General features: G+C 56.2%; 10 protein-coding genes. 6 read left to right on the top strand and 4 right to left on the bottom strand.

Features of this window, described 5'->3' with window-relative positions:
• Positions 1 to 28: 28 nt before the first annotated feature.
• Both ybaL and ABLU96_RS00895 read right to left on the bottom strand, forming a co-directional pair.
• Complete coding sequence (gene ybaL / locus ABLU96_RS00900; protein WP_014228214.1) at positions 29 to 1,705, bottom strand: YbaL family putative K(+) efflux transporter; 1,677 nt, start codon at positions 1,703 to 1,705, stop codon at positions 29 to 31.
• Between the two features lie 357 nt (positions 1,706 to 2,062).
• On the bottom strand, positions 2,063 to 3,283 hold the full coding sequence (locus tag ABLU96_RS00895; RefSeq protein WP_064405075.1) for an MFS transporter: 1,221 nt from the start codon (positions 3,281 to 3,283) through the stop codon (positions 2,063 to 2,065).
• A 163-nt stretch (positions 3,284 to 3,446) separates the two neighbouring features.
• Here ABLU96_RS00895 and ushA point away from each other — a divergent pair, with 163 nt between their 5' ends.
• Positions 3,447 to 5,099 (top strand): bifunctional UDP-sugar hydrolase/5'-nucleotidase UshA, encoded by a 1,653-nt coding sequence (gene ushA, locus ABLU96_RS00890; protein WP_032748309.1) that lies wholly within the window; start codon positions 3,447 to 3,449, stop codon positions 5,097 to 5,099.
• 128 nt (positions 5,100 to 5,227) lie between these two features.
• Here ushA and ybaK read toward each other — a convergent pair whose 3' ends face one another.
• Together ybaK and ABLU96_RS00880 are read right to left on the bottom strand one after the other, a co-directional pair.
• Positions 5,228 to 5,707, bottom strand: a complete 480-nt coding sequence (ybaK, locus tag ABLU96_RS00885; RefSeq protein WP_025107139.1) for a Cys-tRNA(Pro)/Cys-tRNA(Cys) deacylase YbaK — start codon at positions 5,705 to 5,707, stop codon at positions 5,228 to 5,230.
• A 201-nt stretch (positions 5,708 to 5,908) separates the two neighbouring features.
• Complete coding sequence (locus tag ABLU96_RS00880; protein ID WP_014228217.1) at positions 5,909 to 6,703, bottom strand: TraB/GumN family protein; 795 nt, start codon at positions 6,701 to 6,703, stop codon at positions 5,909 to 5,911.
• A 322-nt stretch (positions 6,704 to 7,025) separates the two neighbouring features.
• Between ABLU96_RS00880 and ABLU96_RS00875 the strand changes: the two genes are divergently transcribed.
• The 5 genes from ABLU96_RS00875 to ABLU96_RS00855 are packed head-to-tail and all read left to right on the top strand — an operon-like array spanning position 7,026 to position 12,363.
• Positions 7,026 to 7,433, top strand: coding sequence for a biopolymer transporter ExbD (locus ABLU96_RS00875; protein WP_004848379.1), 408 nt, complete (start codon positions 7,026 to 7,028; stop codon positions 7,431 to 7,433).
• 1 nt (position 7,434) lies between these two features.
• Positions 7,435 to 8,178, top strand: coding sequence for an energy transducer TonB (locus tag ABLU96_RS00870; protein WP_025107136.1), 744 nt, complete (start codon positions 7,435 to 7,437; stop codon positions 8,176 to 8,178).
• Between the two features lie 34 nt (positions 8,179 to 8,212).
• A complete protein-coding gene (locus ABLU96_RS00865; protein WP_004848383.1) occupies positions 8,213 to 10,453 on the top strand; it encodes a TonB-dependent receptor in 2,241 nt (746 codons plus the stop codon).
• 19 nt (positions 10,454 to 10,472) lie between these two features.
• Positions 10,473 to 11,120, top strand: coding sequence for a MotA/TolQ/ExbB proton channel family protein (locus ABLU96_RS00860; RefSeq protein WP_004137930.1), 648 nt, complete (start codon positions 10,473 to 10,475; stop codon positions 11,118 to 11,120).
• Complete coding sequence (locus tag ABLU96_RS00855) at positions 11,113 to 12,363, top strand: phospholipase D-like domain-containing protein (protein ID WP_025107135.1); 1,251 nt, start codon at positions 11,113 to 11,115, stop codon at positions 12,361 to 12,363. Before ABLU96_RS00860 ends, ABLU96_RS00855 begins: the two co-directional genes overlap by 8 nt.
• The last annotated feature ends 51 nt before the right edge of the window (positions 12,364 to 12,414 follow it).

The raw sequence follows: 12,414 nt of genomic DNA, 5'->3' as shown, positions 1-12,414 counted from the left end.
CGGCCCCGAGAAGTCGGGGCCGGAAGCATTAACCGGTAATAAGCTCGCCTGCTGGCGGCGTTTCGAGCAGTTGCAGCATGGCGCGGGCGATTTCCCGCTCGCCCATCACCACCTGGTTGGCGCCGCGTTCAACGATATACTCCACTTCATCGTCGTAGTGGGCGCGCGCGATGATCTCGATATTCGGGCACTTCTCGCGCGCGGAAGCCACGATTTCCCCGGCTTCATAGCCGTTAGGGATGGTCAGCAGCAGCCAGCGGGCGCAGTCAAGATGCGCCAGATTCATAATCTCTTCATTGGCGGCGTTGCCTAATACCGCGCGAATACCGCGTGCGCGCAGTTCGTCAACGCGGGTACGCGAGGTTTCGATAACCACCAGCGGCACGCCCTGCGCCATCAGTTTTTCACCGAGCAGGCTCCCGACGCGACCGAAACCGACCAGCAGCGCGTGGTTACAGATATCGACGGGGATCTGTTTCTCATCTTCAAGCACTTCTTCCAGCGTCTGTTCGTCCAGCGTCTCCGTTTTATCGAGATATTTTTCCAGCAGGGTAAACAGGACCGGGTTGAGCATGATGGAGATAATGGCGCCGGCAAGCACCAGGTTTTGCCCGGCCTGCGGCAGCAGATCCAGCGCCATTCCTAGTCCTGCGAGAATAAAGGCAAATTCACCGATTTGCGCCAGGCTGGCGGCAATGGTCAGCGCGGTGCGCGGCGAGTGGCCGAACATTCGTACCAGGAAGAAAGCGGCGGCCGATTTACCGAAAATAATGATGACCAGCGTCGCCAGCACCGCCAGCGGCTGATCGATCAGGATCATCGGGTCAAACAGCATTCCCACGGAAACAAAGAACAGTACGGCGAAGGCGTCGCGCAGCGGCAGGGTATCGTGGGCCGCGCGATGGCTGAGCTCGGATTCATTGAGCACCATACCGGCGAAAAAGGCGCCGAGGGCGAAGGAGACGTCAAACAGCTCAACGGCGCCGAAGGCGATGCCGAGCGCTAACGCCAGCACCGACAGCGTAAACAGCTCGCGCGAGCCGGTTGCCGCGCTGCGTGACATAATCCACGGCACCAGGCGGCGGCCTACCAGCATCATTATGGCGATAAAGGCAACGACTTTACCGATGGTAATGCCCATATCGAGGGCCAGGGTAGCCAGGCCAACGTCGCCTTTCTCGGTCATGCCGGCGACCGCCGGCAGCAGCACCAGCGTCAGCACCATCACCAGATCTTCCACAATCAGCCAGCCGATGGCGATTTGCCCCCGCTGGCTATCAATAAGCTGTCGTTCTTCCAGCGCGCGCAGCAGCACCACGGTACTGGCGGTAGAAAGACACAGACCAAAAACGATCCCGGTCATTAACGACCAGCCCAGCATGGCAGAGAGCGCCATACCCAACAGCGTTGCCACGGCGATCTGGGCGATAGCCCCCGGAATAGCGATGGCCTTGACCGCCATCAAATCTTTTAAGGAGAAATGCAGACCCACGCCGAACATCAGCAGGATCACGCCAAGCTCTGCCAGCTCCGGCGCCAGCTTGGTATCAGCAACGAAACCAGGGGTAAAAGGTCCGGCCAGCACGCCCGCTAATAAATATCCCACCAGAGGAGAAATACGTAGCTTATTGGCAATCATGCCGAGAATAAAGGCGAGCACAAGGCCGCCGACAATGGTGGTGATTAGCGGTGTTGCGTGGTGCATTCCGTCTCCTTGCAGTGGTGAGCTGATCCATTTTCGGCATATACCCGTCATACTTCAATTTGCATGGGCGTTGGCTTTCCTCGCTCACCCCAGTCACTTACTTCAGTAAGCTCCAGGGGATTTCCTGCGTCGCCGCCTTCCTGCAACTTGAATTATTTAGGGTATAAAACCAAAAAACCGAATAATAGTTTATGACAATTTCAGCGGTTTTGTTTATGAATAATCGTTGAATTTTGCAGAAAAATGGAATTGGCATGCAAAAAAGCACGGACCGCAAAATGGCAGCAGCTTATGCGGGGTAATGCTGGTGGAGTAAGGGATTGAGGCAGCCAAAGTTACACTTTGGCTGCCGAAGAATCAGGACTTTTGGTGGTTGTTAGGCAGAAATATCGTCAGGATGCCGATAAGAGGCAGGAAAGCGCAGATTTTATAGACCAGCTCGATACTGGTATGGTCAGCTAATAGCCCCAGCACCGCGGCGCCAAGGCCACCCATGCCAAAAGCAAATCCGAAGAACAAACCAGAAACCATGCCGATCCGCCCCGGCAATAGCTCCTGAGCGTAGACCAGAATGGCGGAAAAAGCCGACGCGAGGATAAAACCAATTATCACCGTTAAAATGCCGGTCCATTCCAGCGATGCGTAGGGTAAAACAAGAGTAAACGGCGCTACGCCAAGGATAGATCCCCAAATAACATATTTTCGCCCAATCTTATCGCCTACAGGCCCGCCAATCACCGTTCCCGCCGCGACGGCAAAAAGGAAAGCAAACAGATGAAACTGCGCGTTTTGCACCGATAATCCAAACTTTTGCATCAGATAAAAGGTGTAATAGCTGCTGATGCTCGCCATATAGAAGTATTTTGAGAAAATCAGCAGCAAAAGAATGCTAACCGCCAGAATGACTTTGTTTTTCGGCAATGGATTGACAATGACCGCTTTGGGTTTACCTTTGTTCATACGGTGCTGAGCGGCATACCAGCGGCTGATCTGCGCCAGCACGACGATCGCCAGCAGCGCCGCCAGGACAAACCAGCCAACGTTACCTTTGCCGTAGGGCGCGATAATCAGGGCCGCAAGCAGCGGGCCTAACGAACTGCCAAAGTTGCCGCCGACCTGGAATATCGACTGCGCCAGGCCATGGCGACCGCCGGAGGCCATTCGCGCCACGCGTGAAGACTCCGGGTGAAAGACCGAAGAGCCGGTACCGACCAGCGCGGCAGCCAGCAGAACCATCCCGAAGCTCCCGGAAATCGCCAGCAGTACCAGACCGCTTAAGGTAAAGCACATGCCTATCGGTAGCGACCACGGCATCGGGTGTTTGTCGGTCAGATAGCCGACGACCGGCTGCAGCAGCGATGAGGCCAGCTGGAAGGTGAGGGTAATCATCCCTATCTGCACAAAGGTCAGCGAAAACTCGGCCTGCAGCAGCGGGTAGATAGCCAGAATAAGCGATTGGATCATATCGTTTAGCAAATGCGAGAGGCTGATAGCGCCGAGAATGCGAAACGAGGTGCGTGCTTTTTGCGGCGCAGCAGCGGGGCCGGATAAGGGTCGTGCGGTCTGATTCATTGCCATAGGTTCGCTTAAGTATTTTTTATAGAGGATGCAGGTGGAATTATTATCTGCCTAACATACCTGCCCCTAAGGTTTGAAGGAAGTCGCAATTCTGAAAACATATTTGTCTAATCGGCTAACTCGCTATACTTTCGGCACTTGTCATTTCGTCAGGGAGAGAAATATGCACTTTATGAAGCAAGGCGTTGCGCTGGCGCTATTCACGGCGTTATCGCTGGGGAGCCTGTCTGCGCAGGCTTATGAGCAGGATAAAACCTATAAAATTACCATCCTGCATACTAACGATCATCATGGCCACTTCTGGCGCAGCGACTACGGCGAATACGGGCTGTCGGCACAAAAAACGCTGGTGGACGGCATTCGCAAAGAGGTGGCGGCAGAGGGCGGCAGCGTGCTGCTGTTATCCGGCGGCGATATCAACACCGGCGTGCCGGAATCCGACTTACAGGACGCGGAACCCGATTTTCGCGGGATGAACCTGATTGGCTATGATGCGATGGCGGTGGGCAATCACGAGTTTGATAATCCCCTTAGCGTACTGCGTCAGCAGGAAAAATGGGCGAAGTTCCCGTTCCTCTCCGCCAATATTTACCAGAAAAGCACCGGCGAGCGTCTGTTTAAGCCGTGGGCGCTGTTCAAACGCGGCGGGCTGAATATTGCGGTTATCGGCCTGACGACCGACGATACGGCCAAAATTGGTAACCCTGAGTTTTTTACGGATATCGAGTTCCGCAAACCGGCGGAAGAGGCCAAACTCGTTATCCAGGAGCTGCAGCAGAATGAAAAACCGGACGTCATTCTGGCCACCACCCACATGGGCCATTATGACAACGGCGCCCACGGCTCGAATGCGCCGGGCGACGTCGAGATGGCGCGCAGCCTGCCGGCAGGTTCGCTGGCGATGATCGTCGGCGGCCACTCGCAGGACCCGGTATGCATGGCCTCTGAGAATAAAAAACAGGTGGATTACGTTCCGGGCAGCCCGTGCGCGCCGGACAAGCAGAACGGTATCTGGATCGTCCAGGCCCATGAGTGGGGCAAATATGTGGGCCGCGCCGACTTCGAATTCCGCAACGGCGAAATGAAGCTGGTGCACTATCAGCTGATCCCGGTCAACCTGAAGAAAAAGGTCACTTACGACAACGGCGAGAGCGAGCGCGTGCTCTATACGCCGCAAATCGCCGAAAATCCGCAGATGCTCTCCCTGCTGACGCCGTTCCAGAATAAGGGCAAAGCGCAGCTGCAGGTCAAAATCGGTAGCGTAAACGCGCACCTGGAGGGCGATCGCAGCAAAGTGCGTTTTGTGCAAACCAATATGGGACGTCTGCTGCTGGCGGCGCAGATGGCGCGCAGCAATGCCGATTTCGCGGTGATGAGCGGCGGCGGCGTGCGTGATTCGATTGAAGCGGGCGATATCACCTATAAAGACGTGATGAAGGTACAGCCTTTCGGCAACGTGCTGGTGTATGTCGATATGAGCGGTAAGGAAGTGACGGAGTATCTGACCGCCGTGGCGCAGATGAAGCCCGATTCTGGCGCCTATCCGCAGTTTGCCAACGTCGGTTTTGTGGCCAAAGACGGTAAGCTTAATAATTTGACTATCAAAGGCGAACCGGTCGATCCGGCGAAGACCTACCGTATGGCGACCCTGAGCTTTAACGCCACCGGCGGCGATGGCTACCCGCATATTGATACCAAGCCCGGCTATGTGAATACCGGCTTCATCGACGCGGAGGTGCTGAAAGAGTATATCCAGAAAAACTCACCGCTGGACGCGGCAGCTTATGAACCGAAAGGCGAGGTAAGCTGGCAGTAACGTCAGAGCAGCGCCCCGGTGGCGCTGCGCTTACCGGGGCGACAGGTCTGAGCGGTTTTGGATTTTATAGCCCGGACAAGGCGCGTCAGCGCCGCCTCCGGGAGTGTCCTCAGACGAAAAACCGTCAATTAATCGCGACGCGCGATATCGGCGAATTTTGCCTCAAGGATCTTCGCCAGATCGCTGGCCGCCAGCTCAATATCCAGCCCGCGTTTGCCGCCGGAAATATAGATGGTGGCAAACGACTGGGCCGGCGCGTCAATCACCGTCGGCAGGCGTTTTTTCTGTCCAAGCGGGCTGATCCCGCCCACCAGATAGCCGGTGACCCGCTGTGCGACCATCGGGTCTGCCATATCGACTTTCTTAGCGCCTAAAGCCCTCGCCACCTTTTTCAAATCCAGCTGACCCGCTACCGGCGTCACCGCGACGGCCAGATGCTTCATGTCGCCGTTGACGGCGACCAGCAGCGTTTTATAGACCTGGTCCGCGTTGAGCCCCAGCTTACGCACCACCTCATCGCCAAAATTGGTTTCGTTCGGATCGTGATCGTAGCTGTGAATGTGAAAACTAATTTTGTTTTTTTCGAGTAATTTTACGGCGGGAGTCATCGTTATCCTTCTTACCAACCGATTTAATGTGACATAAGCATACGCCCGACGGCTGTCTAAAAAATAGTATCATCTTGCGCAATAGTATTGGCAGTGATGGTCACTTTGAGCGACAATCAGACGATCCGGGGCGCGAACCCCGGAATAATAATAATGATGAAATTCCTCTTTGACGGGCCAATAGCAATATTGGCCATTTTTTTACGTCAGCATGTCCGGCAGATTTCCTTCCCCGTACAAATGAAGCGCCCCTACGGCAACCACGTAGCGCCCCGGCGGCAGCGCCAGCAGCGTTTCGCGCCAGGCGAGATTGCGCTGATGCATCAGCACATCATACAGCGACTGGCTAAACGTTGTCGGCAGCGAGGTTGCGCCCGTTGACGGCGGCTGCTCCAGCCACCAGCCGATCATCACCTGCAGCAGACGCGCATTCGTGCGCCAGTGGGTGAGGGTATCCTCCAGCAGCGCCAGGCCGCCGTCGGGCAGATCCCGCAGCAGCGCTATCTGGCTGTCGGCTCCCTCCAGCTCCATCACGCGGATATTGCTCTCGCGCGCCGCCATCAGCAGTTGATAATCAATGCCGTAATCCGCCCTTAGGCCCAGTTTTTGCGCCTGTGTCGCCTGCAATACCATCGCCACCTGCCACAGCGGCTGGCTGTCGAACAGCGCGATGGACAGCCCCATTTCTCCCGCCCGCTCTTGCAGTTCAGCAAGCAGGGAGGCGCTCAGGCGTTCCGCCAGCGGCGGACAGGAGGGGAGGTTGCTGAACGGCGTTTCGCTGCCGCTAATATCCGCTTCCACAATCAGCGCATCGGCCTGGCGGATCTTTTTTAATAACCTGGCGGGCGGCGGCGACATGTCGCGGGTGCCCATATGAATACTGCCGACCAGGTGCAGATAGCGCTCGCCGGGAAGCGTGATATCCAGCGCGGGCCAGGAATAAGACGAGCCGACGGCGGCTTGCCACAGCATTTTTATTCGGTTTAACAGGCCCATACGTGCTCCGTAGTGTGAGGAAGCCATGCTAGCGCGCGGGGGGCTGGGGCGCAAGGGGACTCAACGTGCGCGACGGAAGAGGCGTTTTGCAATGTCACGAAAATAACAAAAAAATTTGATGTTCTCTTTTTCGTCATTTCTGTAATGGCGTTTTGAAATTAATTATCACTTAAAAAACAATGGAATGGCTATTTATAACGTGAATGACTATGGTGTTTTTTTCTCAAATATTCCTCTGTTGTGATAATAAAATAAAAAATCTGTAACAAAAAATAAACAAAACGCTTCTATATTGGCCCCTTCAATTTTTGGGGGGAGTGACATGCGTAACTGGAGTGAGCCTAAAAAGAATAAAGCCCATATCGAGCTGATCCCGATGATCGATGTGATGATGTTTCTACTGGTTTTCTTTGTCCTGATTAGCCTGAATGTGATCCCGGCTCTGGGCTTGAAAACGCAGCTGCCGTCGGCCGGCAGCGCCCAACAGCTTAAACCGCAAAAAAAAGCCATTATCACCCTCGGCGCCGGCGACCAGCTGCAGCTTGATGGCCAGCCGCTGCCCCTGAATGCGCTGGTCAATACCCTGAAGCAACAGCAGCAGGAAAACCAAACCACCACCATTATCGTGAACAGCGATAAAGAGGTTGCGGTGGAACGCCTGATCGCCGTGATGGATACCCTGCGTCAGGGTGGTTTCTTCTCCATTTCCATTGCCACACGGAAGCAGTGATATGTATCTGCTTTATCGCTCACGTCACGTTGTTAGCTGGCTACCCGCCCTTGTCGTCGCCGGATGTTTACTGTTTGTCAGCCAGCAGGCAGTGCTGCAGGTCAAACCGCATTACGACGATACGGTCATGGAACTGTCGCTGGCTGAACCCGAACCGCCGCAGCCGGAGCCTGTCCCGGAACCGCAGCCGGAAATACCGCCGCAAATTCAACCTGAGCCGGAACCGGAGGCGGTCGCTGAACCCGTCGTTTCTGCGCCAGAACCCATTATCCAGGCCAAACCGGTTGTTAAACCGAAAGCCAAACCCAGGCCCAAACCGGTTGTGAAGGAAAAAGCGCCGAAACCGCAGGCGATCGCGGCTCCGCAGCCCGCCGCCGTTCGTAGTCCGGTGAGTAAACCGGCCCCGCCGCCTTCTCCCCCGGCGCCGAAGGCGAACGCGCAGGCGGTGGAAAACGGCTATCTGCAGGCGCTGCGCCGGGAGCTGGAGCAGCGCAAGCGCTACCCGAGCGGCCGTCAGGCTTCGCTGGAACGTCCGCAGGGCAACGTGGAGGTCTGGCTGGAGGTTGACCGCAGCGGCAGAGTGCTGGCTTCCGGTATTGCCAGCAGGGCGCCGAACATGCTGCTCAATCGCGCTGCGCTTAGTTCCCTGCAAAGCATCAGCCAGCTGAAGCCCTTTCCTGAAGAGGCTTTTGCCGGACAAAGCAGCAAAAAATTTACCGCGACGTTTAATTACCAGGCGCCATAAGCCTAATTAATCATTTGTTTTTACAGGAAAAGAAATGAAAAACTTTAATTATTCTGGGATTGCGTTAGCCGTGGTGTCGGCCCTGTTATCGGGGGCCTCACTGGCGGCGGAAAGCAGCGACGTGGGGGAGATTAACGTTAAGGGGCAATCGCTCGGCGGCGGTCTGATGGTGCAGGAAGACAGCGGCAAAGCGCGTTCCACCCTGACCAAAGAGGCGATGGAAAAAGCCCCCGGCGCCAGCAACGCTATCGACATGCTGAAATATACGCCGGGAATGAACGTCAACAGCAATGACGCCAGCGGCCTGAGCGGTATCGACTACACCATGCGCGGGATGAACTCGGATCAGATCGGCCTGTCGATGGACGGCATCCCGATTAACGACTCGGGCAACTATGCGGTCTACCCCAACCTGCTGGGCGACGCGGAAAACCTTGAGCAGATCTTTGTCACCCAGGGCTCTTCCGAGGCTGACGGCCCGCATATTGGTTCCAGCGGCGGTAATATTGGCCTTGTGACAAAGCGTCCCTCAAAGGAGTTTGGCGGCTTCGTCAAACAAACGCTCGGCAGCCATAACCTCAGCAAAACTTTCGCTCGTCTGGAGACCGGGGAGTACAACGGTTTTAGCAACTGGCTCTCGTACTCGCATACTGAAGCCAAAAAATGGCGCGGGGAGGGGCGTAATTATTCCGATAAGTTCGAAATGAACTCGCTGTACGAGGATGGCAACGGCAACAGCAGCAACCTGATCATGAAGTATAACCGTCAGGATAACAGCAACTATAACACCCTGAGTAAAGCGCAGTTCGAAGAAGACCCGCGTCAGGACTACTCGACCACCCCGGTCTACAACAGCAAAGGTCAACTGAGCAAATATTACAAGCTGAACCGTAATCCGTTTGAAACCTTCACCCTCTCTTTTGCCCAGCGCTTACAGCTGCGCGATAACCTCGCGTTGACCGTTCAGCCCTATTACTACTGGGGTAACGGCGGCAGCTTTACCGGACAAACGGCCTCGGTGCTGTCCAATACGTCTGATACCGCCGGACAGTACGATCTCAGCAACCTGACTTCTAATACCTATTACCGGCCTTCGTGGACCCAGACCTGGCGGCCGGGCGTTACCACGAAATTGAAGTGGGATATTAACGACGAACACAGCCTGGATATTGGCTACTGGTACGAGCGCGCGCGTCAGTCGCAGACCCAGCCGTTTATTAGCATTCAGGACGATGGCAACCCGGCGAACGTTTCCGGCAAACCGGGCGGTTCCGATCAGGTTAAAGATGCGAACGGCAATACGGTACAGGGGCGTAACCAGTACACGGTGACTCCTGCGCACAAAGTATGGCTTCAGGACAGCTGGTTCGTGACGCCGGACTGGACGCTGGTGGGCGGGCTGGCTTATCAGTATGTTGAACGTAAAGGCGATAATAAAGGCAGCCTGTATAGCGCTGCGGAAAAACGCCAGGCGACCTACCATGAATTCCTGCCGAACTTTAGCATCAGCTATAAGCCGGATAGCGAAAATCAGCTGTTCTATAACCTGACGCGCAACATGCGTACGCCACCCAACTACGTACTCTACAACGTCGGCGATTCGATCAGCACCAAACCTGAGCTGAGCTGGAACCACGAGCTGGGCTGGCGTTTTCAGCGCGAAGATATGCTGCTGAGCGCGACGCTCTTCTATATGCGCTATACCGACCGGCAGATTTCGACCACCAATGCGGATGGTGACTACGAAATGATGAACATCGGCAGCGTGGAGAGTAAAGGTCTGGAGCTGGAGTGGAGCGGTAAGCTGCCGTACAACTTCAACTACTACACCTCTTATACCTACACCCATTCCGAACAAAAAGACGACATTGTGAGCAACGGCGGACATCCGCTGCCAACGGCGGGCAAAACGGTGCCAAACGTACCGAAAAACATGCTTAACGCGTCGCTGGGCTATGACGATGGTCTCTACTACGGCAGCTTCGGCGGCAAATACGTCAGTTCGTTCTACGGCGATTTGACCAACGACGAAAAAATCGGCGGGCGCACGGTCTTTGATGTCGCCGCGGGCGTGCATCTGCCGGTGGATAAAAAGATTGTCAAAAGCGCCACCCTGCGCTTTGGCATCGATAACCTGTTCGATAAACAGTACCTGACCTCCGTCCGCTCGACGACTTTTAACGCGGCGGCTTACGACGGCGTGAAGGCCAGTACCCCGTACTACAACGTTGGCGAAGAGCGCACCTTTAGCGTCTCGCTGGAAGCAACCTTTTAATTAACCGGAGGGCACTCTGATGGATGCCAATCTGATTCACGATATTATTTTCTACGTTATGTACGCCGCGCTGGCGATCGCCGTGGTGATACTGGTTGAACGCGGCCTCTATTTTTCGTGGGCCCAGCGTCAGGCTTTGCGCTTTGAAAAGGCGCTGACGCCGGACGTTCGCCGCGCGTCGGATCTGCCGGAATCGCTGACCGGCCGCAGTAGCCTCCCGCTGACCCTCATTCTGCCGGTGCTGGAGAAAAAGCAGACGGCGGAAGACCGTGAGGCGATGAGCGATCTGATCGACGCTCAGTATCTGCTCAGCAAACCGCAGATGTCGCGTGGGCTGTGGATGCTTGAAACCGTTGTCACCGCCGCGCCGCTGCTGGGCCTGCTGGGGACGATCCTCGGTATTATGGATACCTTTAAGGCCCTTTCCGCCTCAGGCGTCTCCGATGCCAGCATGGTTTCTGCGGGTATGGGGACCGCCCTGTATGCCACCGGCCTGGGCATTGCTATTGCGCTGCTGTGCCTGGTGGGCAATAACTATTTGCAAAGCCGCATGGAGCGAATCAACGAACTGCTGAAGGTGCTGCTGATCCGCGCCGGCAGCCCGGTCAGCCGTCCGGAGCAGGGCGGCAAACGCTGGGAAGGCCACGAGGCGCAGCGCTATGCCTGAACATGGTCAATGCGGGTGGCCGGCAGGCCGCCTGATGAGCGCACTGGCGGGGAGCTGGATGCTGTTAAGCCAGCCGGTATGGGCGGCGTTCTCTATACCCGGCTACGAGCTGGTGTATAACGCGCCGCAGGAAACCACCTTACAGGATAACGATTTACGTCATGCCGCCGAAGTCTGGCAGCAGATGTTCGATGCGGCGCGCAGCCATATCGATCTGGCGCAGTTTTACGTGGCGAATGAAAAAGGCTCTCTGCTGGATGGGGTTCTGGCACGTCTGCGGGCCGCCGGGGAGCGTGGAGTAAAAATTCGTTTTCTGATGGAGGAGAAGGGCGTGGGCCTTTCAACGCCGGAAACGCTGACGGCCCTGAAAGCTATCCCCAACCTGGAGCTGCGGGTGATTCCGTTCCATCGGCTGACCGGCGGTATTGTTCACGCCAAGTATCTGCTGGTGGATGGCAAAGAGGCTTTTGTCGGTAGCCAGAATTTTGACTGGCGCGCGCTGGAACAGATCCAGGAGACCGGTCTGCGCATCAGCGATCCGCAAACGGTGCAGCAGATTCAGGCTATTTTCGATCAGGACTGGCAGGCGCAAGCTCTGCTGGCGGAGAGTAAGCCGGTACCGAAGCCGGCGAGGCAGGCGGTAGCGTCGGCCCCGCAGGGCAATTATCTGGTTGCCAGCCCGCGCGATTATAACCCGGGCGGGGTGATTGATTCGCAGGTGGCGCTGCCGCGGCTGCTGGCGAGCGCCAAATCGCGGATCCGGGTGCAGGTGATGGACTATGCGCCGCTGGCGTGGGGAGAAAAGGGGAGCCGGCCCTTTTATGCGCCCATTGATAACGCCCTGCGCAGCGCGGCGGCCCGCGGCGTACAGGTGGAGCTGATGGTGGCGAACTGGAACCTGAAAAAGCCGGAGGTATTCTGGCTGAAGAGTCTCTCTCTGGTGCCAAACGTTCAGCTAAAAGTGGTGACCATACCTCCCGCCAGCCGAGGGTTTATCCCCTTTGCCAGGGTGGTACACAGTAAGCTGATGACCATCGATGGTACGACGGCGTGGGTCGGAACCAGCAACTGGAGCGGAGGCTATTTCGATAACTCACGCAACCTTGAGCTGGTGCTGAATAATGCGTCGATGGCCGCGCGCGTGGACGCGCTTTACAGCCAGCTGTGGAATAGCCGCTATGCGGCGCCGATCAAGGTTGATTTTGATTATCCGGTTCCGCATCCTGGCCGCGAGTTCGAATAGATAAATCGGCTGAGGCTTCCCCTCTCCCGAAGGGGGCGAGGGGAAGCCTGT

Source organism: Klebsiella sp. CN_Kp106 (assembly GCF_040064575.1).
Taxonomy (GTDB): domain Bacteria; phylum Pseudomonadota; class Gammaproteobacteria; order Enterobacterales; family Enterobacteriaceae; genus Klebsiella; species Klebsiella michiganensis.
The sequence above is the reverse complement of the archived record's forward strand: the minus strand, read 5'-3'. Positions and strand labels throughout refer to the sequence as shown.